Origin of the sequence: Nocardia miyunensis NBRC 108239 (assembly GCF_001613065.1) — a bacterium.
Classification (GTDB): domain Bacteria; phylum Actinomycetota; class Actinomycetes; order Mycobacteriales; family Mycobacteriaceae; genus Nocardia; species Nocardia miyunensis.
In genome coordinates this window covers 1-23061 of sequence record NZ_BDBQ01000071.1, presented here as the reverse complement: position 1 = coordinate 23061, position 23061 = coordinate 1, and the positions used below count along the sequence as shown (strand labels likewise).

Below are 23061 nucleotides of genomic sequence, written 5' to 3'. Positions count from 1 at the left end.
GACATCACCTTTCGGGGACGGAATCCTGTTGTGACACCGCGGATTTCGGGCTGTGCCGCGGTGCCGGGGCGAGGCTGTGGCCGAGTGCCTGCAGGACCTCGTCGCACCATTCGACGAAGCCCGCCTCCACCCGGATGCCGCCGCGCAGCACCAGATACTGATGCAGGGCGGGGCCGGCGAGTCGTGCGGGCGCGGGGAAGTCCCGCTTCTCGATGTGCCGGTACAGCTCGAGCCGTCCGGCGTGGTTGTCGCGGTGCCGGCCGATCTCGGCACACAGTGCGGGCAGATCGCCGTGCGCGGCGGCGCGGATCTTGATGCCGAGTTCGCTGCGCTGGAAGGCGGCGTCGTCCTCGGTGGGCGCGGAGATCCAGCGGGTCAGCTCGGCATGGCCGCTGGACCCGACGGTGTAGACCTTCTTGTCCGGGCGGCCGTCCTGGGCGACGGTCTCGCCGACGACCCAGCCGCGCTCCTCCATGCGTTTGAGGACGCGATAGATCTGTTGATGCGTGGCGCTCCAGAAGAATCCGATGGATTTGTCGAAGCGACGCGCCAGTTCATAGCCCGAACCGGCCCGCTCGGTCAGCGACACCAGCAGTGCATGCTCGAGGGCCATGCCGCGAGACTAATTGATACCAGCTGTCCTATGCAACTCGGTGCATAGCCCAATAACGTTCCGAATTATCCATCCGTACGGTACCGTCGGGCTCGGTGCTCGGAGCACCGTCTTGGATACGGGAAGGGCGCCTCGCGATCCCGGGAGGCTCGCGGGGCGTTCTTCTGTATCGTCGGCACACGAAATCCACTGGCTGCCATGCCGGTACGGCGCTGCTATGGCGTGGAACGCCAGGCGGCCATGCCCAGGGCGATCAGGCGGACCTGGCGGACCGTGCGTTCCACCAGATCGGGGCGTTCGCGGGGGAGTGCGGCGACGTAGTCGGCGATGTGGCTCGCGACGGTCGAGACGATCAGGTCCGCGGCCAGTTCGAGATCGTCGGGGGACCAGCTGTCCAGGGCGCGCAGGCGAGAGAGGTCCACGACCAATTCTCTGGTGATGAGCTGCATTTCGATCGCGATGGCGCTGCGCAGGGCCGCGGAGCCGCCGTGGCGCTCGCGGATGAGGAAGCCGTAGAGGGCGTCGCGTCCGGCGATCTGGGTGAACACGAAACGCACCGTCTCGGCCACGCGCGCGTCCGGGGTGCGGCGCAAATCGCGTAGGGCCAAACGCAATTGGCGTACGCCCTCGTCGACCAGGGTGGTGCCCAGCTCGTCCAGTGAGCCGAAATGCCGGTAGAACGCGGTCGGCACGATTCCGGCCGAACGCGCGACCTCGCGCAGGCTCAGAGCGGCGAAGCCTCGCTCGGCGGCGAGGGTCAGGGTGCCTTCCAGTAGCGCCTGCCGGGTGCGTTCCTTGCGTTCACCACGGGTTTCGGCCTGCTCAGTCCGCTCGCTCACGTCGGTGAGCATACATCCGTTCACGATACGTCCATTCCTCAGGATGTTGCCGCGGTCACATGACCTGCTGGTTGAACTTCGGTGCCCATCGGGGGCACACTAGATCAGTGTACAGATGTGCACCGAAATATTGGTGCGCTACCACCCCGATGAACAGCAGTGGGAGATCGCAATGGCAGGACTCGTCGATCTGGTCCAGACGTTGACAACGCCGCATGCCCTCGATCGCTACCTGGAGCTGGTGCGGCCGACGCTGACCGTGCGCGATATGCGCGCGGAGATCGTCGCGGTGCATCGCGGCACGCCCGGCTCGATCACCCTCACGCTGCGGCCCACCCGCCAGTGGCGTGGCCATCTCGCGGGACAGTACGTGCAGATCGGCGTGGTGATCGACGGCGTCAAGCACACCCGGTGCTACTCGCCGATCGACGTGTCGGCCGGTCCGCGGCGGCGGCTGCGGCTCACGGTCAAGGCCCATCCCGAGGGTGTGGTCTCGCAGTACCTGCACCGCCACGCCGCACCCGGCATGGTCGTGGACCTGTCTCCCGCGGCGGGCGTGTTCACCCTGCCGCGGATCCGCCCGGACAAGATCGTGCTGATCAGCGGCGGCAGCGGCATCACGCCGGTGCTGTCCATGCTGCGCACCCTCGATGCTGAGGGGTACCGCGGCCCGGTGGCCTTCCTGCACTACGCGCAGTCCCCGGAGGCGGTGCCCCATCGCGACGAACTCGACGCGATCGCCGCCCGCCGCACCAATTTCCGTGTCGCACTGTGCTATCCGAGACTGGACCTGTCCGAGGTGCTGCACGGCGCGCCGTGGAGCTGCGCGGCCAATCCGGTCTCGGGATACTTCGACCACCAGCAGCTCGAGCGGATCGCGCCGTGGTTCGCCACCGCCGAGACCTACGTGTGCGGCCCCGAGCCGCTGATGCACTCGGTACGCGAGGTCTTCCGGGGCGAACAGCTCGAAAATCGCCTGCACTCGGAGGAATTCACGCTCACCGCCGCCCCGGTCGACTCGGCGCAGGTCACCGGGTCCACCACCTTCTCCGCCAGTGGCGCGCAGGCGTCCAACACCGGCGCGAGCCTGCTCGAGCAGGCCGAATCTGCCGGTCTCACACCGGAATACGGCTGCCGGATGGGAATCTGCTTCTCCTGCACCTCGATCAAGCGCTCGGGCTGCACCCGCAACCTGCGCACCGGGGAACTGGACAGCGATCCCGATCAGCCGATCCAGCTCTGCATCAACGCCGCCGTCGGCGACGTGGATATCGACATCTGAGAGGGGAAACGACATGACGATCCTCACCGAAACCAAGGACGGCCCGCTGGTCCTGAGCCCGGACCAGATCGAGGAGATCGGCCGCACGCTCGACGAGCTGCGCGAGCGCATCACCGCCGACCTGGGCGAGAAGGACCGCGAGTACATCTACTCGATCATCAAGGCGCAGCGCGGATTCGAGGTAGCCGGTCGCGGCCTGATGTATCTGGGCTTCCTGCCGCCGTTCTGGCTGGCGGGCGTGGCGGCGCTGAGCCTGTCCAAGATTCTGGACAATATGGAGATCGGCCACAACGTCATGCACGGCCAGTGGGACTGGATGCGTGAGCCCGGCCTGAATTCCCGTGTGTTCGAATGGGATACGGTCTGCCCGGCCGATCAGTGGAAGCATTCGCACAACTACATGCACCACACCTACACCAACATCCACGGCCGCGACCGCGACATCGGCTACGGCGTCCTGCGCATCGACGAGGGCCAGGCGTGGAATCCGTACTACCTGGGCAACCCGGTGTACGCCTTCGCGCTGATGATGCTCTTCGAGTGGGGCGTCATGATGCACGATCTCGAGGCGGACAACATCGTCAAGGGCAAGCGCTCCTGGTCCGATGTGAAACGCCTGCTCAAGGGGCAGTGGCGCAAGGCGGGCAAGCAGGTGCTCAAGGACTATGTGGCGTTCCCGCTGCTGTCCGGGCCGCTGTTCTTCTCCACCCTGGCCGGGAATGCGACGGCCAATCTGGTGCGCAACGTGTGGGCGTACTCGATCATCTTCTGCGGGCACTTCCCTTCCGGCGTACAGACGTTCACCGAAGAGGAGACTGCCGAGGAGACCCGCGGCGAGTGGTACGTCCGGCAGATGCTGGGTTCGGCCAACATCACCGGCAGCAAGCTGTTCCACATCCTGTCCGGCAACCTGTCGCATCAGATCGAACACCACCTGTTCCCGGACCTGCCCGCCAACCGGTATCCGGAGATCGCGCCCGAGGTTCGCGCCCTGTGCGAGAAGTACGGACTGCCCTACAACACCGGTCCGCTGAGCCGCCAGATCGGTTCGGTGTGGGCCAAGATCTTCCGTCTGGCGCTGCCGCCCGCGCTCGTCGGGAAGGCCTCGCAGCCCGGTGTTATCGTGATGCGTAGCAGCTCGAGCACCAACGAGCCACAGCCGGATCCGAGCGAAGCGGGCGTTGAATGATCGGAAAATTCGAGACCAACAAGGATCTGATCCAGGAGCTGACCTCATCCGGGGCGCGGCACGTCGGCAATATCGCCTCGATCATCACCGGCACGGTGTCCGAGGTGACCCGCGAGATCGGCGACTGGATCACCGACGCGATCGAGATGCGTGAGGCGGCCGCGGCCGCGGAGCGCGATCGGGAGGCCGCGGAGCGGGTGAACGCGGACCGGGACGAGCCGGATGTTCTCCTCGACGATCCCGCGCCCAGTGCACGGGTGTCCGCCGACGAGCCGTTCATCGATGCGGACGTCGAGATCGTCGATCCGGAGCGCTGAGCCGCTGCGGTGATGCCGCGGGCGGCCGCCGGGCCGCCCGCGGAGTCGTGCTCAGAACACCGGTAATCGACGTCGTCGTTCGGCGACGTCGGTGATGAGATCCCGGTAACCGTCGGTGAGTTCGGCCAGACGCACCCAGTGCAGGTGCGCCTCGAGGTCCGACTCGGGGTGAGCGTCGCCGGACTCGCCGTCGGCCCGGAGCAGGCCCAGAGCATCTTGGGCGGCAACCCATTTGGCCGCCAGGCGGTCGATCACCGCGCCCAGTGTCTCGGTGTGCAGGGTCGCGCCCGTGCGGTGCGGAATCGTGTCCGCCACCCAGATATCTATTGCCGCAACGAGTTTCGACCGTTCGGCATCGATGTTCCCGACCACCCGGCTGCAGTGTGCCAGCCGATCGCTGTCGACGCTGTGCGCAAGCGCCGTGGCAACCGCGTGATGTCGCCGCTCGTGGCAGTCCACCAGCGCGTGCGCGGCCCGGAGCACGGCGTGTGGCCGCACCTGCCGGCCCGCCGGGGTGTGAAAGGCCCGCAGCAGTTCCGGCGCCGTCGGCAGCTCGTCGAAACCGATACGGCCACCGGCATATTCGGTCGCCATAGCATTCCCGCCCTCGTATCCGATATCGGATCGTGGTTACGCTGTGCCGGAAATTCCGGGCGATAGCCCTCCCGGATCCGGCGCAGTCCCGTTCCCGGACAACGCCGTCCACCACGGAACGCGCGGTGCAGGACCGAGGAATCCGCGACGATGCGATGGACCGGATCCAGGAAAGGGGACCCTTTCAGGAAAGCGCGCGAAAACAAGGCGCGCAACCGCCGTACCCGGATCGCGTGAAGCTGCCGAAAAATCGTTATACACAATTACGACAGGGTCACATGATCGCGAAGATCGATGATCCACGGGTTTCTTCCGTAACCTGGTATTCCGTGTCCGCCTATGTGTCCTCACCGGAGCTGACCTTCGGCTTCCTGTTCGCGCTGGAAGATCCGGAGCGAGTCGCCGAGGTGGTGCGACAGCTCATGGAGCGCCAGGTGGTCTCGGTGTTCCGGATGGCTCCGATGTCCGGGGCCGACGGTCCCCCCGAGCGGTACGTCGTGAATTGGGCGGCCATCCCGCAGATCGTGATCACCACGGCCGCGCCGGAAGCCGATGAGCTGTTGGAGCGCCGGACGATGCTGATCAACGCGTTCCTGAGCGAGAGCGGCGAGATCAGCCTGTACTCCGCGGACGGTAAAACGCCCGGTTAGATACGGTATGTGACATGCATCGCCCCAGGCCGCCGTGACGTTACGGTGATCTTAAACATGATCGCTTCTTATCTCTCTCACAGGTAGGGGCCAGCTGGCTCTTAAATCTGCGAACCAGGGTGGGTCCAGTCGCCGGTCCGCAAGGATCGCCGACAGCTAATGTTCCTGACAGAGAGGTTCTACCTTCATGATTCCGCTGATCATCAACACTGGTTCCGCCGCCCTCCACGGTCTGATCGGCACCGGTAGCGCAGCGGCCCACGGCATCCTGGGCACCCTGTTCACCGGCTCGTTCGGCTGATCACTTCGTGATCCCGCCGCACCCGGAGAGGTGCTCGGAACCGCCCCGGCGTCGAATGTGCCGGGGCGGATTCATGTCCGGGGGTGTTCCGGCTCAGCTCGCCCGTACCGACTGCGCGGCCAGCCGCGCGGCCAGTACCTGTTCGAGCAGGACGACCAGAACCTGTTTGACCGAATCACGGTCGCGCGCGTCGCATTCGACCAGCGGGACCGCCTCGCGCACACCCAGCGCCTCGCGCACCTCGGGCAGCTCGAACCGCGCGCCCTCGGCGAAACGGTTGACCGCCACGACGAACGGGGTCTCGTGCTGTTCGAAGAAGTCCAGCACCGGATAGCAGTCCTGGATGCGAGCGGTGTCCACCAGGATCACCCCGCCCAGCGCGCCGTCGAGCAGATCGTCCCAGAGGAATTCGAACCGCTCCTGCCCCGGCGTGCCGAACAGGTACAGCACCAGCGACCGGTCCAGGGTGATGCGGCCGAAGTCCATCGCCACGGTGGTTGTCGTCTTCTCGGTGCGCAGACCCGGATCGTCAACGCCCACCGAGACTTCCGTCATGGCCGCCTCGGTGGACAGCGGTTCGATCTCGGAGATGGCGCCGATGAACGTGGTCTTGCCGACGCCGAATCCGCCGCTCACCACGATCTTGACCGAGAAGGCCGTCGGTTCCGGCGGGGTGTTGGCGAGCTCCGGGGGATTGCGAAACTCAGAGTGCCCGAACAAGATCCCTGATCCTCTCGATGACTGCGGTGGAAATTTCCTGGGCCTGGGCCACCGAAACATGTCCGGCGGCCACCAGATCGCCGACCACGACCCGGGCCACACCGATCGGAACATGGAGTGCGGCAGCGATTTCCGCGATCGACTGCGGCTGCTGGCACAACCGTACGACAGTTCGCAGCTCGAAGCGCAGCGGGGCCGACAGTGCCGCCGGTGTGGCGTGGACCAGGGTTTCGATGCGCAGTCCCTCGATCATCGGGGTGGTCCGGCCACCGGTCATCAGGAACGGGCGCACCACGGGCTCGGGATCCGATGGCCCCGCGGGTGCGCCGAAGTCGAGGCCATCGGGTGAGTGGTGGGCGGGGCCGATCGGTGGATCGGGCGCCCGGTGCTGACCGGTCATCTACGTAGCGACTCTCGCAACTCGCTGATCAGCGCCGGAGTGAGCAGTGACCCGGCCCGCTCGGCCAGCACGGCCATCTGATAGCCGACCAGGCCGATATCGCTGTCGCTGTCGGCGATCACGCCGATGCAGCTGCCGTCGGCGACGGCCGAGATGAGCAGGAAGCCGCGCCGCATCTCGATCATGATCAGCTTGAGGCCGTCGAAATCGTAACTGCGCGAAGCGCTTCGGGACAGGCTCACCAAACCTGACACCATCGCGGCCAGGCGGTCCGCCCCGGCGCGGTCCAGCCCGTCCGACATCGCCATGAGCAATCCGTCCGAGGACACCGCCACGGTGTCGCGGACGCCGTCGGTGGTACGCACGAAATCGGCGAGCAGCCAGTTGAAAGTGTGCGGACCGGAATCCGGCAGTTGTGTTGTCACCGGGTTTCCTCCTGTGCGATCGATGCCGGAACCGCTGGGGCTTCGTCGGATTGGCCGCGCCGATGGCCCGCGCGGAAGCTGGTGAGCATCCCGCGAACCTGCTCTGGTGAGCGATCGACGGCGGGCGCCGCCGGATGCCCGGACGAGCTGACCGCAGGGGTGGGTGCGGTCGTTCCGGGAATCTTCTTGGCGCGCTTGACGAGACCGTTTCGGGTCCGTTGCACCTCGGGGTCGGGTGCGGGATCAGTGTAGTGAATTCCGTTGGAGTCCGAAGCAGGTGCCGCATGTTTCGGTGCGCCGAGCTGATGACGTTGCGCGGCAGTGGTGTTCAGCAACTTCTTCAGCGGGCCCGCGGGCAGCGTCGGGAACGGATCCGGACGGCCGCCGAGGTCGACCGCCCCCGGATTCAGCGCGGGCTGTTCGGGCTGATCACGGCCCTGTATGGAACCTTCGGGGAGTTCGCGACGTGCCTCGCCGTTCGCGGGCGGCGCGGGCCAGCCGGGCACGGCGAACCCGCTGTACCCGTCGGGCTGCGCACCGGTCGGTACGGCCGCGGGAATCGCGGCGGCGGTGCGGCCCGGGGCGAGTTCGGGCAGATCCTGCGCGACCGGTTCCAGCGCGGGCAGCCGTTCGGCGGGCGGCAGCGAGACCGTGGTCCAGACCGGTTGTGCCGGTTCGAGTTTGCGGGTCGCGGTCAGGGCGACGTCGCTGCCGATCAGGGTGGTGGGCAACAGGATTCGCGCGGCCACACCGCTGATCGGCGAGGCGGTCAGCTCGACCTCGATGTTCAGGCGCTTGGCCAGCCGCCCGACGACGTAGTGCCCCAGGAAGCGGGTCGGCGCGACCAGGAAGTCCGCGTCCCCGCGCAGCCGCGCATTGGCCGCGGTGAGCTGATCCTCCGGCAGGCCGATGCCGTGATCGACCACGGCCAGCATGTACTGCTGGCCCAGGCGGCGGCCGTAGATCTCCACCTCGACATCCGGTGGGGAGAAAGCCAATCCGTTCTCGATCAGCTCGGCCAGCATATGCGCCAGCTCGCTGACCACGGATCCGGAGATCGACACCTCGTCGATGCGACGCAGCACGACGCGGCGGTAGTCCTCGACCTCCGAGAGCGCGGCCCGGATGACATCGGTCAGCGGGATCGGCTCACTCCAGCGCCGCGGGCTCGCCGCGCCGACGAGCACCAGCAGGCTCTCGGCGTTGCGGCGCATGCGAGTGGCCAGGTGGTCGAGCTCGAACATGTTCGACAGCGTCTTGGGGTCGAGTTCCTCGCGTTCGAACTCGCTGATCAGTCCGAGCTGGCGGCGCAGCAGGTTCTGGTTGCGCCGCCCGAGGTTGCCCAGCGATTCGGTGATGTTGCGGCGCAGCAGCGCCTGGGCCGAGGCGAGTTCGAAGGCGGTGGTCTGCAATCGGTCGAATGCCTCTGCGACCGAGACGATTTCGTTACTCGCGTTGTGCGGCGTGCGCACCGGCTCGGGCGGCTCGGGTGCGCTGGCGTCCTCCTGCTGCCAGGCGGCGATCAGCGCGGGCAGCCGTTGCGTGGCCACCTCGTCGGCCTCCCGGGCCAGCGCCGCGAGCGGGCGCACGATGGCCCGCACGCCGGTGATCACCAGCGCCACCAGCATCAGCAGCGCCACCACGGCGGCGGAGGTGTAGGCGATCAGCGTGATCTCCGAGGCGCGGCGCAGATCCTGGGCGCGATGCTGGATGTCCGCGCCGATGGACCGCTGGATATCGCGTTCGCCGTCGATCACCGAGGTCATCTGCGCCCACCACTGGCCGGGCTGCACGAGTTCGGCGAGTTGCCCGTCCGGCGCGGCGACGGCGATCGTCTGGGATCGCGCGGCCGCGGTCGCGTCCGGGGAGTGCAGGGTGGTGTCCAGCGCGGCGCGCTGGCTCGCCGTGGCGTCGCGCGGAAATGCCGCCAGCGCGGCCTGTTTCGACGCATCGATCTGCAGGTACTGCAGGTACTCGCCGGGCTGGAAGGCGTTGGCGGCGAAGACGCCGGCGAGGAATCCGCGTTCCTGGCCGGTGAACTCCTTGACATCGCCCAAGGCGTACAGCGCTTGCAGGCCGCGCCAGATCCGGGAGTCGGTCGCGCGGTCCAGGCCGGGGCGGGCGAGGTCGAGCGCGGCGACGGCGTCGGTGTAGAACGCGAATGCGCCGGTGCGGTCGATGCGCTGACCGTCCACCTCGGCCCGCGTGCTGCTCAGCGACGTCAATTGCGCCAGGGCCGTGCGCACCTCGGTGGTGCCGGGCGCATCCGCGGTCAGCGCCGAGTTCAGGGCCAGCAGGGCTCGATCGGTAGCCGGGCGTTGCTTGTCGAGCGCCTGGCGCATCGCGGCGTCGCCGCCGAGCATGCCGTTGGTGAGACCGCGTTCGCGCTGAACCTCGTGCACCAGATCCTGAACCGACAATGCCAGCGATACCGCGTGCACCGTATCGCCGCTGTCGCGGTAGGCGCGTACCTCACTGGTGAGCACGACTCCCAGCAGCGCGAGCACCAGGACGACCGAAACCACGAGTACCCGGATCAGCTGCCCGCGGATGGTGCGGGGACGCAACAGCCTGGCCGCCGGGTTGCGCCTTTTGTCGCCTTTCGGTGACAACCGCGCTCGACGGAATTGCACTTCCACTCCTCATTTCCCTCTCCGCGGCCCGGTGGCTCGAACATCGCGGAGAATCAGAAGCAAGGTGTCACATGCGGATCGTTCGCGCAACACGAAGGCCCGCCCGACCGGGCGATGTGACGCGCCGGGGCGGATCCGCGCGACGCGCCGCAGTCCATGACACATCCACCCGGTAAATAGCCGTGAATGTGACCTGGGTGCGAAACAATTGAGGTGCCAAGGCTCGGCGGCGAGCCGGAAACGCCCGAGAGGAGCGTGGTCATGCAACCCGAAACCCCTGTTTACCCAGTCCGTGTCCGGGGCGATCTCGATCCGGCGCTGTCGCGCTGGCAATGGATCTTCAAATGGATTCTCGCGATTCCGCATTACATTGTGCTGTTTTTCCTGTATATTGCCTACTTCGTGGTCACGGTGATCGCATTCTTCGCGATCCTGTTCACGGCTCGTTATCCACGCGGGCTATTCGATTTCAATGTCGGCGTCATGCGCTGGGGGTGGCGGGTCCGGTTCTACGCACTCTCCCCGCTGGGCACCGATCGCTATCCGCCGTTCAGTCTGCGGCCGGACGAGAACTATCCGGCCGACCTCGACGTCGACTATCCCGAGCGGCTGCATCGCTGGCTGGTACTGATCAAGTGGTGGTTGCTGGCGATTCCGCAGTATCTGATCGTCGCGATCATCGCCGGTGGCGGCATGCGGTACTGGGGCGGCGGGCACCATGGTCACCACGGGCACGACATGTACATGGGCGGCGGCATGAGCTGGATCTCGCTGCTGAGCGTCCTGGTGATCATCGCCGCGATCGCGTTGCTGTTCACCGGAAAGTACCCGCGCGGGCTGTTCGACTTCGTGATGGGGCTGCTGCGTTGGACGATCCGGGTGCGTGCATACACCTCGCTGATGCGTGACGAGTACCCGCCGTTCCGGTTGGATCAGGGCGCTCGCGAACCCGGCGCCGCGGCTGCGCCTGTGCCCGGTCGTGAGCCCGAACCTGGTCCCGCACCCGAGTCCGGCCCCGAGCCCGAGTCGGGGCCCGGCCCGGAGCCTGGACCCGAATCCTCCTGAACCGCAGCACTATCGGGCATGACAGCCCGATAGTCGATACCGGCGGCCGGGTCGGGGCCCGGTTCCTTCTGGGCCGCAGCATTATCGGCATCTATTCGGGCCTCAGCCGGATCGGGTGGAACCCCGGCATCGCGGAGCGACTCAGCCCGCACGTGCGTGTCCTCACCGAGATACGGTGGGGACGCGTCGCTGTGCGGGGACGGATGCTGCGTCCGGGCCTGCTGCTGCGGGAGATCCTGCGGCTGCGTGAGGTTCGGCTTCTGCTCGAGGGCCTGCGATCGGTAGATGCGCCGCACCACATCCTCGATGTCGGGTTCCTCGATGGACAGATCGCGCACCTCCGCCCGCGCCGAGACTGCGGTGAGCAGTTGCGCGGCGGTGACCAGCTGAGGATCGAAGGCCAGCCGCTGCCGGATTCCACCGCCTTCGCTGGCGATGAGCTGGGCCCCGGGCAGGTCGGTGAGTTCGGGGGTGGGCACGGCCAGATCCACCACCAGCATCCGGCGCACCTGTACGGTGGCGGCCAGGCCGGTGAGGGTGCCGTCGTAGACCAGGCGGCCGTGGTCGACCACCAGCACCCGGTCGCACAGCCGCTCGATATCGCCCATGTCGTGAGTGGTCAGCAGCAGGGTGGTGCCGCGTTCGATGCGCTCGTAGGACAGGAAATCGCGTAATCGTTGTTTGGACAGCACATCCAGGCCGATGGTCGGTTCGTCCAGGATCAGCAGTTCCGGCGAATGCAGCAGTGCCGCAGCGATTTCCGCGCGCATGCGCTGTCCCAGGGACAGCTGCCGCACGGGCGTGTCGAGGGTGTGCGCCATCTCCAGCTGCTCGATCAGTTCGTGGATGCGCTTGCTCGCCCGATCCGGATCCAGGCGGTGGATGGCCGCCAGGATGGTGAACGATTCGCGCAGCGGCAGATCCCACCACAGCTGCGAACGCTGCCCGAACACCACCCCGATGTGCCCGGCCAGCTCCCGGCGTTGGCGCACCGGTTCGAGCCCGCAGGTGCGCACCGTGCCGGAGGTGGGCACCAGAATGCCGGTGAGCATCTTGATGGTGGTGGACTTGCCCGCGCCGTTGGCCCCGATATATCCCACTGCCGCACCGGGTTCGATGCGAAAGCTCATCCGGTCGACTGCCGTGATCACCTCGCGACGTCGTCGTCGCCAGCGCCTCTCCTCCTTGCGTTGGACGACGAATTCCCTTGTCAAATCGGTGATCTCGATGGACAAAGCTATCCACCGCCTCCCTGATAGTGCCGTACTCCCGAGCGCCAGCACAGCAGCGCGATACTCCAGACCCACACTGCCGCAAGCGGACTCGCCCATGCCAGCCACGCGGGCAGCCACTGCGGGCCGGGCAGGTCCAGCAGGGCGATCGTGGGCAGATAGGCGACGAAGGACACCGGCACGGTGAATCCGAACAGCAGCGTCATCGGGTGGCCGAACACCGATGTGGGCTGCTGTGCGGCGAACGCGCCGCCGTAGGTGAAGCTGTTGGTCAGCTCGGAGCCGTCGATCAGGAAGAACTGCAGACCGGCCGCGCAGACGAACAGTCCGGCGAAGATCGCCGTCCCGGCGAGCAGCGATATCGTGAAGAGTATGAATGTCGCTGCGGTCCAATGAATGTCGTCGGTGACGATGCCGATGCACAGCACCGTCGCGGCGACTCCCGCGCGCGCCAACCGGCGCAGCGAGATGTCACTGGTGATCAATTGCAGCAGCAGGGGCTGCGGGCGCAGATGGAAGGCGTCCAGGGTGCCCGCGCGAATGTAGGTCGGCAGGGTGTCGGTGTGCCCGACCAGGATCTGGGCGAGGGAGAAGGCCAGGTTGGACAGGCCGAACAGCAGCAGCATCGCGTGCATGTCGAGTCCGCCCAGCACGCGCACGTTGTGGTAGATGACCCATACCTCGGCGAATTCCACCGCGCCGACCAGCAGGGAGGAGAGCATATCGGCGGCGAAGGACAGCGGGTAGGAGCGCTGCGAGCGCATCCGGGAGCGCAGCACCGCGCTGTAGGGGGTGAACCACGTTCCGGTTTTCCGCGCGGCGTCGAGGAGTTCAGCCACCCTGCACCTCCAGCTTGTGCCGCCCCGCGCGCAGCAGGATTCGGCCGAGGAGAACCGCGACAATTATCCAGAATAGCTGTACAGCAAGGATTCCCATCGCTTGGGAACCGACCGCCCGGCCCGATAACACGTCGATGGGCGCCTGTAGCAGGGAGGGGAACGGCGTGAGATCGGCCAGGGTGCGCAACCATCCGGGAAACAGGTGCACCGGGACGAACAGCCCGGCCAGGAACGTCGCCACGATCTGGTAGAGCAGCCGGACTCCGCGAGTCTCCACGGCCCAGAATCCGGTGAGGCAGACCGCGAAGAGCAGCAGGATCGAGATCGTCACCGCCAGCAGAACGCTCAGCGTGCCGAGCAGATACGGCAACGGGCTGTGCGGCAGAGTCAGCTGGAAGGCCGCCAGCCCCAGCGCGACGCTCGGCGCTCCGCGCAGCAGCAGGGTGCAGCTGGCACGGCCCAGATCGGTTGCCAGATAAGAGAACTGGATGTCCACCGGGCGCAGGAAATCGATCGCGACATCGCCGTTGCGAATGCGTTCGGCGATGTCCAGCGGCGGGCCCATGACTCCGAGCGCGCCCAGCAACCCTTGCGAGAGCCAGACGTACGCGCCCATGGAATCGGCTGTGTAGCCACCCAATCCGGCGCTCGCCCGGACAGCGGCCAGCATCACCGCGGCGCGGACCAGCCCGAACACCACATTGGTGACCATGCCGGCGAACATGGCGAGCCGATAGTGCCACTGCCGGAGGAACCCTGCTTCCGCCAGTCGCCAATAAACCCCTGGAACGGCGTGCACAACAGTTCAACGCTACGGGTACCCACAGGCGTTACACAATAATCTCGGCCTCCGCTTCGCTGCTGGGTCTTCGGCCTCCGCTTCGCTGCTGGGTCTTCGGCCTCCGCTTCGCTGCGGCGGGTTCGCGGCCCCTGGAGTCTCGCCGCTCGGCCCCGTGTCGGGCACTCGTTCCTCGCACCCGCCACGCGTCCGAGCGGCGAGACGGGCCGCGAACAGGTGTTGGCGTTGTCCGGGGTTGGCGGAACGGGGTGAGGGGTGTGTTCGATCTCTGCTGTGTGGTCGTGGTTCGTAGCCTCGGAGTTTCACCGCGACGGGCCGCGAACCAGGTGTCGGCGTTGTCCAGGGTTGCGGAACGAGGTGTGAGTGGTTGTGTACTTGTGGCCTTCGAATCAGTTCGGTCGGGCCTGTGCTCGTGTCACCATGGAACTCGATGGTGAGCTGAAACACACCGTTGCGCAATTGTGACCTCCGTCGCGGCCTGGGTGCCATATGTTGTTGCCTACAACATATGGCACTCGTCGTCCGGACCTACCCGAGCCCGGCGTCGTGTGCCGTCGGCTCGAAAGGTTCACCTGATGAGGATGAAACAGTATGGGGCGGTGGCTGTCGCGCTCGCCGGCCTCCTGACCCTCACCGCCTGCGGATCCAATTCCGCGAGCAGCGGCGGGAACTCCACCAGCTCGGGAGGTAGCGGGGGAGGTAAGAACGGGACCGTCGGCGTGATCTTGCCGGAGACCGCCACCTCGGCCCGCTGGGAGGGCTTCGACCGTCCCATGCTGCAGAAGGCCCTGAGCGCACAGGGATTCGGCGCCGACATCCAGAACGCGCAGGGCGATGTGCAGAAGTTCAGCACACTGGCCGACGGCATGATCGCCGAGGGCGTCAAGGTGCTGGTCATCGCCTCGATCAACAGCGAGGTCGGCAACGCGGTCGCCAACAAGGCGCACAAGGCCGGGATCCCCACCATCGACTACGACCGGTTGAATCTGGGCGGATCCTCGGACTACTACGTCTCCTTCGACAACGTGAAGGTCGGCGCGCTGCAAGGCCAGGATCTGGCCGACGCGCTCAAGGCCAAGCCGGGTGCGCAGGTCATCGAGGTCGAGGGCGCGCCCACCGACAACAACGCCACCCTGTTCCATCAGGGCCAGGAGCAGGTGCTCAAGCCGCTTTACGATTCCGGCGCGCTCAAACTCGTTGCCAGCCAGGCGATCGACGGCTGGGACAACCAGAAGGGCGGGCAGGTCTTCGAGCAGCTGCTCACCGGTAACGGCAACAGGATCGACGGCGTCGTCGCGGCCAACGACGGTCTGGCCGGGGCCATCATCACGGTGCTGAAGAAGAACGGCCTCAACGGCAAGGTGCCGGTGACCGGCCAGGACGCGACCACCGACGGTCTGAAGGCGGTGCTGCGCGGTGATCAGTACATGACCGTGTTCAAGCCGATCGAGGAGGAGGCGAACTCGGCCGCCAAACTCGCCGCGGCCCTGGCCAAGGGCGACAAGTCCGCCGCGGATGCGATCGCGACCGGCACGTCCCAGGATCCCAAGGGCAACCGGACCGTGAAATCGGTTCTGCTGGACCCGCAGTCGATCACCCGCGATCAGGTCAAGGTGGTCGTCGACAAGGGCTATGTCAAGGCGAGCGATCTGTGCTCCGGCGACGTCGCGTCGGTCTGCACCCAGCTGGGAATCTCCTGACATGAGCGAGCCGCTGCTGCACATCTCCGGGCTCAACAAGAGCTTCGGTGCGGTTCATGTACTGCACGACGTCGAATTCACCGCTCCTGCGGGCGAGGTGACCGCGCTGGTCGGCGATAATGGCGCGGGCAAGTCGACCTTGGTGAAATGTATTGCCGGAATTCATGGTTCGGATTCGGGATCGGTGAAGTTCCGGGGCGAGGAAGTGCACCTCAACGGCCCCAAGGATGCTGCGGAACTGGGCATCGAGGTGGTCTACCAGGACCTCGCGCTGGCCGACAATCTCGACATCGTGCAGAACATGTTCCTGGGCCGCGAACGCGGCAAGCCGTGGTTCCTGGACGAGGCCGCCATGGAGGATGCGGCGCGGCGCACTCTGGCATCGCTGTCGGTGCGCACCGTGAAGTCGGTGCGCACCCCGGTCGCGTCGCTGTCCGGCGGGCAGCGGCAGACTGTGGCGATCGCGAAATCGGTGCTGTGGAACAGCAATCTGGTTCTGCTCGACGAGCCGACCGCCGCCCTCGGGGTGGCGCAGACCCGTCAGGTGCTCGACCTGGTCCGACGGCTCGCCGAACAGGGGCTGGGTGTGGTGCTGATCAGCCACAACCTCGCCGACGTGTTCGAGGTCGCGGATCGGATCGCGGTGCTGTATCTGGGGCGGATGGCCGCGCAGGTGCGAACCAGCGAGGTCACCCAGAACCAGGTCGTGGAATTGATCACCGCGGGACGTTCCGGCGAGCTGGGCCTGGCCCGGCCGGACGCCGCGGTGCTGTAGCAGGATCAGCAGGAAGCGATTGTGATGACGCAAGTTTCGGCGGAGACAGCCGGTGGCGGCGAGAGCCCCGAATCCGCCACCGGGGACCGGACGGCGATCGCCGATTTCGGCATCGACACCACCACCGTATCCACGGCGGAGGCCGTGCGTGCCTATCTCGCCCGCGTGAGGGGCGGCGAGATCGGTTCGCTGCCTGCGCTGTTGGGTCTGGTGGTGCTGATCGTCCTGTTCACCTCGCTGTCGGATGTATTCCTCTCACTCAACAACATCGCGAATCTGCTCGCCCAGGGGGCCGGGCAGACCATCATCGCGATGGGCATCGTCTACGTGCTGTTGCTGGGTGAGATCGATCTGTCGGCGGGTACCGCCTCCGGTGTCGCTGGGGCGGTCCTGGCGATGCACTATGTCGACAACGGAAACCTGTTGTCGGGCATGGGAAGTACCGTCTTCTTCATCTTCAACGGCCTGCTGGTGGTCGCGGCGGTGCTCGCGGCGTTGCTGCGGATCTGGCCCGGGGTGGCGATGTCGCTGCTCGGCGTGGTGATCACGCTGATCGGTTTCCACGCCAATCCGTGGGTCGAGATTCTGCTGGCGGTGTGCGTCGGCACCGCGATCGGCTGTATCACCGGATTCCTGATCTCCAAGATCGGGATGCCGTCGTTCGTGGTGACGCTGGCGCTGTTCCTGGCCTGGCAGGGTGCGATCCTGCAACTGATCGGCGAGGGCGGCGTGCTGGGCATCAGCTCCTCGCACGTGCTGGACTCGGTGGCCAACGGCAATCTGTCGGTGCCGTGGAGCTGGGCGCTGTTCGTGGTCGGCGCGGGCGGCTACGGCGCGGTGACGTTGTTCGGGCATTTCCGCAGGCGCAGTAAGGGTTTGGTGACGCAGCCGACGCCGCTGGTGATCGGCAAGGTGCTGGTGCTGACGGTGCTGGCCGCGGTGGCGACGGCGTTCATGTCGGTGAACCGGTCGCCGAGCCCGCTGATCAAGATCTCCGGGGTGCCGTATGTGGTGCCGATCGTGCTGGTCCTGCTCGTCGTGGGGACGTATGTGCTGAACCGCACCACCTATGGTCGGCACCTCTACGCGATCGGCGGGAATCGGGAGGCCGCGCGGCGTGCGGGTATCAATGTCACGCAGTTGCGGTCGAGTGTGTTCGTGATCAGTTCGGGCTGTGCGGCGGTGGGTGCGATCGTGTACTCCTCCAAGGTCGGTTCGGTCGATCCGCAGGCCGGTGGCCTGAACACGCTGCTGTTCGCGGTGGGCGCGGCGGTGATCGGCGGTACCTCCCTGTTCGGCGGGAAGGGCCGGATCGCCGACGCGGTGATCGGCGGTACTGTGCTCGCGGTGGTTTCCAACGGGCTCGGCCTGCTGCGCCAGCCCGCCGCCGTGGTGTCGGTGGTCACCGGCCTGGTGCTGCTGCTCGCGGCGACGGTCGATGCCCTGTCTCGTCGCCGGGCCGCCGCGTCGGGTCGATGACACGGTGCCGGATCGACTGAATGTCCCTGGGGTGCACGGTGTTCGGGCATGTCCCGGATACCGGGCCCCGGGCCCGGGCGAGGAGCTCGAGGATGACCTTCGGTCGGACCTGTTCCGGTCAGGTGAGAGGGAGTGAGTGGTTGCCGAGCGTCAGTGAGGTGGAGTCATGAGCGAGCGTGCGAGTGGACCATCAGCACGGTCCCTGTCGTGCGCGCCGGAGCCGAACTCCGGCGAGGTGGAGTCGTGAAAGAGTTTGCGAGTGAACGATCGGCACAGTGCGTTGCGCGCACGACGGGACCGAGCGTCGGCGAGGTGGAGTCGTGCGCGTGAATGACTCCCACTCGGCGGCGCTCGGTTCCGTCGCGGGTACGAAGGCAGAGCCGCGCAGCGGCGGGTCGCGCACATGAATGTTGCGCGGCCGGACGAGGTGCGCAAATTCAATCGCGCCTCGCTGCTGCGGATCCTGCACGTCGGCGGACCGGCCACCCGCGCGGCCCTGGCCAGCGAGTTGGGGCTGAACCGCTCGACCATCAAGATGCTGGTCGACGGCCTGGCCGGGGACGGTGTGGTCGAGGAGCGGGTGCCGCGGGTGCCGCAGGGCGCGGGACGTCCCTCGCTGCTGGTGCTGCCGCAGGCGCAGGCGGCGGTGGTACTGGCGGTGGACGTCCAGGTCGAGCACGCGGGGATCGCGCTGGTCGGCCTGGGTGGTCAGATCCTGGGGCGCAACAGCTGGAATCTGCGTGGGCGGCAACGGGATCCGGACGAAGTGGTGACCCACGTCGCGGAATCCTCGGCGCTGCTGGCACAGGATCTGGACCTGCATCCGGTGGCCGCGGGGATCTCGGTGCCCGGCGTGGTGCGCCGCACCGATGGGATGGTGCACGACTCGTCCAATCTGGGCTGGACGGATGTGCCGTTCGGTGAGCGGATGGGGACGGTGCTGGGCGTTCCGGTGGTGGTGGGCAATGACGCCGAACTCGGCGCGCTGGCCGAATATGTGCGCGGGGTGGGGCGGGGCGCGTCGGACGCGGTGTTCGTTTCCGCGGATGTGGGCGTCGGCGGCGGCATCATCGCCCAAGGCGGGCTGCTGCGCGGTTCGGGCGGCTATCTGGGTGAAATCGGCCATATGACAGTGCATCCCGGCGGACGCACCTGCCACTGCGGGAATGCGGGCTGCTGGGAGACCGAGGTCGGCGAACTCGCCCTGCGCCGCGCGCTCGGGCTGTCCGAATCGGTGCCGCGAGGTGCCATCGTAGCGGAACTGCGCGAGCTGCAACGTGATTCGGATCCGGTGGCCCGGCTCGGCGATTACGTCGACTGGCTGATCCTGGGTCTGATCAACGTGGTCAACATCCTGGGCCCGGAGCTGGTGGTGCTCGGCGATCTGTTCGCGATCCTGCCCGAGGCGGTGGTGCAGCGCGTCCAGCAGGAGGTCCGGCAGCGCAGTATGGTCAGCCGCGCGCTGGGTGGCGTGCGGATCGAGAAGTCTTCTCTCGGAGCGGATCTCAAACTTCTCGGGGCCGCGGAGGCGGCATTCGAGGACGTGCTCGCCTCGCTGTGAGCACATCGCGGGCCGGATCGATCTCCCCGGCCCCGAGGACCACGTCTCGCAGGGCCGATCGCCCTCCGGGACGCCTACGCGCGCGGTCCCATGCCCGAACAACGGGCATGGGACCGTGTCGCACTCGCCTTTCTACGCAGCCCTCATCTCCCGCGCAGAACTACTTGTGCGGGCACTGGGGGTGGCCGGCGGGCGGGTTGCCGGGCGGCTTCGGCATGTTGCTGGGCGGGGGGCCCTGCGGCTTGCCGTGCGGCGGCGCGCACTGCCCGCTCGGCGCGGGGCCCTGCTGCGGGGCCGGGTTGGCGCTCGCCATACCCGCACCCACGCCCACCAGCGCGAATGTCACGGCGCCCACCGCCGCGCCCGCTGCCAACCTCGACTTGATTCGCATCGCATCTCCTTGTTTCGCCGGATGATTCCGGTCCGCAGGCCTGTCATTGGCGGACCGACGAGGAGAGCATCGCGAGCCAGCATGTGCCGCGAGTAGGTGGATATTAGGTGTGAGCTGTGAGAACAGCCGAGAGTTTGCCCGCGCCTGCGGTTTTCCGGATCAGTTGCTGGTGGGGGCGGGTGCGCTCGAGGCGGACGGGGTGGTCGTGGCGGGGCGGGCCTTGGCCTGCATGATCGCCGTGGCGGTGATCGTCGTTCCGGATTCCTTACCCCGCACGGCGACGTTCTCGCCGACGGTGAACTGCGACTTCTGAGCCGGATCCCGCGTACTGCCGAAGACGGTCTGCGGCGTGATGGTCACGGTCTCGGTGGCCCCGTCCTTCTTGGTGAGCGTCCAGGTGTCCGCGTTCTCCGACGCGATCGTCCCGAACACCGCATGCCCGTGCTGCATCCCCTTCCGGTGTTCGGCCGAACTCGAGGCCGCCGCCGAGCTCGAATTATCCGACGATCCGCACGCACTCACCCCCGCCACGACCGCCACAGCCATTCCGGTCGTACCGAGAACCACCGTGATCCTGCGCCGCCGAGACGATCCGCCCGATTCCTCAGAGGGTGTCGAATTTGTCATGGCGGCAACACTATTGACCATCCCTGTGCGCCCCCTGCGTGCGCACTGTCAGTGCCTCCAGCACCTCCTGTGAGCTTGCTGGTAGAGCTGGTCACGCGTCGACCTACGGCTTGTACGCCGGCCGAGGCGGGCCCACGGATGTCGAATATTTCGACGGGCGTTGCATCCGGGGTTTGTGCAGCCCGCAAACGCGAGTCCAAATGCGTTGCGCGCGAGAGGGTTACCGCTCGAGGATTCGACACCGGGCGAAATCAGCGGCAGTATCCGGATGGTGGCTCGGGGCAGGCGAGGTCGAGCCTGGAAACGGTCGTCAGCAGTGTCGATAGAAATAGCCTGCGATGCCCTCCGGTACGAGTTCGCGGTCGCGGATCAGGGTGGAAGGCGGGCGGTTCGGGAGGGCGCAGACGGTCTCGGGCGATCCGGGGAGGTCGTCGGTGTACTCGATGTCGATGACCCGCCGACCGTAGACGGCGCGGTACTGGGTGCACTCCTGAAAACGCAGGCATTCCTCGGCGATGGCGAAGTCGAAGGACGCTTGGCCACTGGCTTGTTCGGAGAGGTCCGCGGCGTTCTTCTGGCCGGCGAGCAGACCCGCCGCATGGGCCGTGCGAGTGAGTGCGGCCGCGAATCGCAGGTTGTCCGCCGCGGTGAGCTTGCCGTCGGAACGAGTGTAGGAATCGAGGTTGTCGAATTCGACGGCCTCGAAACCCTTCGCGGCGCAATCGCCGATGGTGTGACCGACGATTTCGGCGAGCTGGTCACGCTGCTGGGCTGTCGAGGTGTCCACGAGCAGCTCGTCCGGCCAATTCTGATCGATGAGCGGCCGACCATCGGCTCCGGACAGGATCAGATCGCGCCGCTCGCGCAACCACAGGTCCCGCTCGCCCGGCTGAGTCTGGAACGCGTTGACGTAGCAGATGTTGTAGGCGCCGGCGGCAGGAGTCGCCGTGCTGTCGCGCACCACGATCGTGACGCCCGCGGGTGGCGAATACGGGCCACCTAGTTGGTAATCCGCCGTCTTCCCGGCGGGAAAGTCCGCCGCACCGGACGGCTTGCCGGGCTCGGACGGTGTTGCCGAATCCGGTTCCGGGGTGTCTACCTCTGATGCCGAACATCCGGCGGAGAGGATCAGAGCCGTGAGGATCGCGATCAGTCGGCGCATCGGTGGCACTCCTGAGTTGTCGAGGAGAAGTGCGGACCTGCCAAGAATGCCCGCTGGATTATCAGCCGTTGACGGCGAGTGTATGCGGCAGCGGCATCGACACTCCGCTCAGAAAGGTGTTGGGGTGCACAGAAGCGAGTGCCCGAACTGCCGTTCGGCATCGCCACCGGTCGAGCCTGACCGCCGGGGCTGTTGAAAAGTGGTGTGTGCAAGCGTGATTGGGTCAGCTGTCCAGAGTGAAGATTCTCATTTCACATGGGTTCGGGGGGTGTTTCGGGATGATCTTCGCGATAGAATTCGAACATGCATTCGAACAGTGAGCGGACCGGAGGGCCCACAGCCGATGCGCTGCTGGCCGCGGTCGGTGAGCTGCTCGAGCAGTCGCTGACCCCGCTGTCCGATCGTGGGGTGGTGGAGTTGCTGCGTGGGGTCGAGCGTGCGGCACGCATGCTGGTCGCGGTGCAGCATCGGGTGTTGATCGAGGTGGATTCTCGGTCGATCCCGGCGGATACGGGCGCGAGGACGATCAAGCGGTTCTTGATGGAAACGTTGCGGTTGTCGAATGTGGAGGCGGGTGCGCGGGTGCGTGCGGCTTCCCGGGTGGGCACGTTGTGTGACATGTCCGGTGTAGAGCGTGAGCCAGAGTTGCCGTGCACGGCGGTAGCGTTGCGGCGCGGGGATATCTCGGCCGAACATGCTCGCCGGATCACGGCGGTGATGGTCAGGGTTCCTCGTGCGGTCGATGCGGCTGATCGTGAAGCGGCCGAAAAGATTTTGGCGGAGTTCGCGGCTTCCGGATCTCCCGATGATATCGGGAAGGTCGGGGACAGCATTCTGGCGCACCTGGATCCGGACGGCCGGATCACCGACGATACCGACCGTGCTCGTATGCGGGGGATCCGGATCGGGCGTCAACGCGCGGACGGGATGTCCCCGATCAGCGGTGAGATCGATCCGGTGTTGCGGGCGTTGCTGGATCCGGTGTTGGCCAAGTACGCGCGGCCCGGCGTAGCGAACCCGGAGGATCCGGCCAGCCCCGGCACCAACGTCGACCGTATGGATCCGCAGCTGATCACCGCTGCCGCGCAACGAGATACGCGCACCGCGGACCAGCGCACCCATGATGCGTTCACGCTGCTGCTGCGAGAGTTGGTCGACACCGACAAGCTCGGCGCGCATCGCGGGATCCCGGTCACCACCGTGCTCACGTTGCGTCTGGAAGACCTGGAACAGCTTTCCGGGGCCGCCACCACCGCGACCGGTGGCACTGTCGCGGTTCCCGACGCCTTACGGTTGGCGGAGACCTCGCGCCCGTATCTGGCGGTGTTCGACCATGCTGGTCTACCGCTGCATTTCGGGCGGATGCGGCGGTTGGCTTCACCCGCGCAAAGGCTTTCGCTGATCGCGGCATTGAGTGGTTGCTCACGGCCGGGGTGTGATGCGCCCGCGTCACTGTGCGCGGTGCATC

Annotated in this window: 22 protein-coding genes and 1 pseudogene; 10 read left to right on the top strand and 13 right to left on the bottom strand. The window is 66.7% G+C overall.

Going from position 1 to position 23061, the window contains the following annotated elements; genetic code table 11:
- Window positions 1-4: 4 nt before the first annotated feature.
- A complete protein-coding gene (locus tag NM2_RS29695; protein WP_067675506.1) occupies window positions 5-613 on the bottom strand; it encodes a PadR family transcriptional regulator in 609 nt (202 codons plus the stop codon).
- 215 nt (window positions 614-828) lie between these two features.
- On the bottom strand, window positions 829-1464 hold the full coding sequence (locus NM2_RS29690; RefSeq protein WP_067675504.1) for a TetR family transcriptional regulator: 636 nt from the start codon (window positions 1462-1464) through the stop codon (window positions 829-831).
- A gap of 160 nt (window positions 1465-1624) precedes the next feature.
- Here NM2_RS29690 and NM2_RS29685 point away from each other — a divergent pair, with 160 nt between their 5' ends.
- The 3 genes from NM2_RS29685 to NM2_RS29675 are packed head-to-tail and all read left to right on the top strand — an operon-like array spanning window position 1625 to window position 4240.
- Window positions 1625-2734 carry a ferredoxin reductase gene (locus NM2_RS29685; RefSeq protein WP_067675524.1) on the top strand — a complete coding sequence of 370 codons (1110 nt, stop codon included), beginning with the start codon at window positions 1625-1627 and terminating at the stop codon, window positions 2732-2734.
- Window positions 2735-2747: 13 nt separating this feature from the next.
- Complete coding sequence (locus NM2_RS29680) at window positions 2748-3923, top strand: fatty acid desaturase family protein (RefSeq protein ID WP_067675501.1); 1176 nt, start codon at window positions 2748-2750, stop codon at window positions 3921-3923.
- A complete protein-coding gene (locus NM2_RS29675) occupies window positions 3920-4240 on the top strand; it encodes a hypothetical protein (RefSeq protein WP_067675499.1) in 321 nt (106 codons plus the stop codon). Before NM2_RS29680 ends, NM2_RS29675 begins: the two co-directional genes overlap by 4 nt.
- A 51-nt stretch (window positions 4241-4291) precedes the next feature.
- On the opposite strand, the gene NM2_RS29670 is transcribed toward NM2_RS29675, so the two are convergent.
- Window positions 4292-4834, bottom strand: coding sequence for a DUF4254 domain-containing protein (locus tag NM2_RS29670; protein ID WP_067675497.1), 543 nt, complete (start codon window positions 4832-4834; stop codon window positions 4292-4294).
- Window positions 4835-4959: 125 nt separating this feature from the next.
- Between NM2_RS29670 and NM2_RS51955 the strand changes: the two genes are divergently transcribed.
- The gene (locus NM2_RS51955) at window positions 4960-5484 is read left to right on the top strand and encodes a hypothetical protein (RefSeq protein WP_245718276.1); all 525 of its coding nucleotides are present in this window, start codon (window positions 4960-4962) and stop codon (window positions 5482-5484) included.
- Between the two features lie 394 nt (window positions 5485-5878).
- On the opposite strand, the gene NM2_RS29660 is transcribed toward NM2_RS51955, so the two are convergent.
- From NM2_RS29660 to NM2_RS29645, 4 genes are read right to left on the bottom strand one after another with little or no spacing between them, the layout of a single operon-like run.
- Complete coding sequence (locus tag NM2_RS29660) at window positions 5879-6508, bottom strand: GTP-binding protein (protein WP_439956934.1); 630 nt, start codon at window positions 6506-6508, stop codon at window positions 5879-5881.
- On the bottom strand, window positions 6489-6905 hold the full coding sequence (locus tag NM2_RS29655; protein WP_067675495.1) for a DUF742 domain-containing protein: 417 nt from the start codon (window positions 6903-6905) through the stop codon (window positions 6489-6491). The genes NM2_RS29660 and NM2_RS29655 overlap by 20 nt, the downstream gene beginning before the upstream one ends.
- Window positions 6902-7330, bottom strand: a complete 429-nt coding sequence (locus NM2_RS29650; protein WP_040831726.1) for a roadblock/LC7 domain-containing protein — start codon at window positions 7328-7330, stop codon at window positions 6902-6904. Before NM2_RS29650 ends, NM2_RS29655 begins: the two co-directional genes overlap by 4 nt.
- Window positions 7327-9963 (bottom strand): sensor histidine kinase, encoded by a 2637-nt coding sequence (locus tag NM2_RS29645; RefSeq protein ID WP_157121388.1) that lies wholly within the window; start codon window positions 9961-9963, stop codon window positions 7327-7329. Before NM2_RS29645 ends, NM2_RS29650 begins: the two co-directional genes overlap by 4 nt.
- Window positions 9964-10224: 261 nt before the next feature.
- Here NM2_RS29645 and NM2_RS47935 point away from each other — a divergent pair, with 261 nt between their 5' ends.
- Complete coding sequence (locus NM2_RS47935; RefSeq protein WP_084531684.1) at window positions 10225-11028, top strand: DUF4389 domain-containing protein; 804 nt, start codon at window positions 10225-10227, stop codon at window positions 11026-11028.
- Between the two features lie 617 nt (window positions 11029-11645).
- On the opposite strand, the pseudogene NM2_RS51950 reads toward NM2_RS47935, so the two are convergent.
- The 3 genes and pseudogenes from NM2_RS51950 to NM2_RS29630 all read right to left on the bottom strand — a co-directional run.
- Window positions 11646-12158, bottom strand: a pseudogene (locus NM2_RS51950) (ATP-binding cassette domain-containing protein); the annotation flags it as partial.
- Between the two features lie 107 nt (window positions 12159-12265).
- Entirely contained in the window at window positions 12266-13099 is an 834-nt protein-coding gene (locus NM2_RS29635) for an ABC transporter permease (protein WP_067675489.1), read from the bottom strand.
- Complete coding sequence (locus NM2_RS29630; protein WP_245718275.1) at window positions 13092-13811, bottom strand: ABC transporter permease; 720 nt, start codon at window positions 13809-13811, stop codon at window positions 13092-13094. The genes NM2_RS29635 and NM2_RS29630 overlap by 8 nt, the downstream gene beginning before the upstream one ends.
- Before the next feature lie 662 nt (window positions 13812-14473).
- Between NM2_RS29630 and NM2_RS29625 the strand changes: the two genes are divergently transcribed.
- The 4 genes from NM2_RS29625 to NM2_RS29610 all read left to right on the top strand — a co-directional run bounded on the left by NM2_RS29625 (window position 14474) and on the right by NM2_RS29610 (window position 19413).
- Window positions 14474-15598, top strand: coding sequence for a sugar ABC transporter substrate-binding protein (locus NM2_RS29625; RefSeq protein WP_067675483.1), 1125 nt, complete (start codon window positions 14474-14476; stop codon window positions 15596-15598).
- A 1-nt stretch (window position 15599) separates the two neighbouring features.
- Complete coding sequence (locus NM2_RS29620; RefSeq protein ID WP_067675480.1) at window positions 15600-16373, top strand: ATP-binding cassette domain-containing protein; 774 nt, start codon at window positions 15600-15602, stop codon at window positions 16371-16373.
- A gap of 24 nt (window positions 16374-16397) precedes the next feature.
- Entirely contained in the window at window positions 16398-17852 is a 1455-nt protein-coding gene (locus tag NM2_RS29615) for a sugar ABC transporter permease (protein ID WP_067675477.1), read from the top strand.
- A gap of 403 nt (window positions 17853-18255) precedes the next feature.
- Window positions 18256-19413 (top strand): ROK family transcriptional regulator, encoded by a 1158-nt coding sequence (locus NM2_RS29610; RefSeq protein WP_067675474.1) that lies wholly within the window; start codon window positions 18256-18258, stop codon window positions 19411-19413.
- Window positions 19414-19573: 160 nt separating this feature from the next.
- Here the strand turns inward: NM2_RS29610 and NM2_RS29605 are convergent, their stop codons facing one another.
- From NM2_RS29605 to NM2_RS29595, 3 genes are all read right to left on the bottom strand, one after another.
- A complete protein-coding gene (locus tag NM2_RS29605; protein ID WP_067675472.1) occupies window positions 19574-19804 on the bottom strand; it encodes a hypothetical protein in 231 nt (76 codons plus the stop codon).
- 159 nt (window positions 19805-19963) lie between these two features.
- Window positions 19964-20371, bottom strand: a complete 408-nt coding sequence (locus NM2_RS29600) for a DUF5666 domain-containing protein (RefSeq protein WP_067675470.1) — start codon at window positions 20369-20371, stop codon at window positions 19964-19966.
- 370 nt (window positions 20372-20741) lie between these two features.
- A complete protein-coding gene (locus NM2_RS29595; RefSeq protein ID WP_067675467.1) occupies window positions 20742-21593 on the bottom strand; it encodes an endo alpha-1,4 polygalactosaminidase in 852 nt (283 codons plus the stop codon).
- Window positions 21594-21896: 303 nt separating this feature from the next.
- On the opposite strand from NM2_RS29595, the gene NM2_RS29590 reads away from it, so the two are divergent.
- Window positions 21897-23061: DUF222 domain-containing protein (locus NM2_RS29590; protein ID WP_067675464.1), on the top strand; the 1165-nt coding region annotated here is incomplete at its 3' end.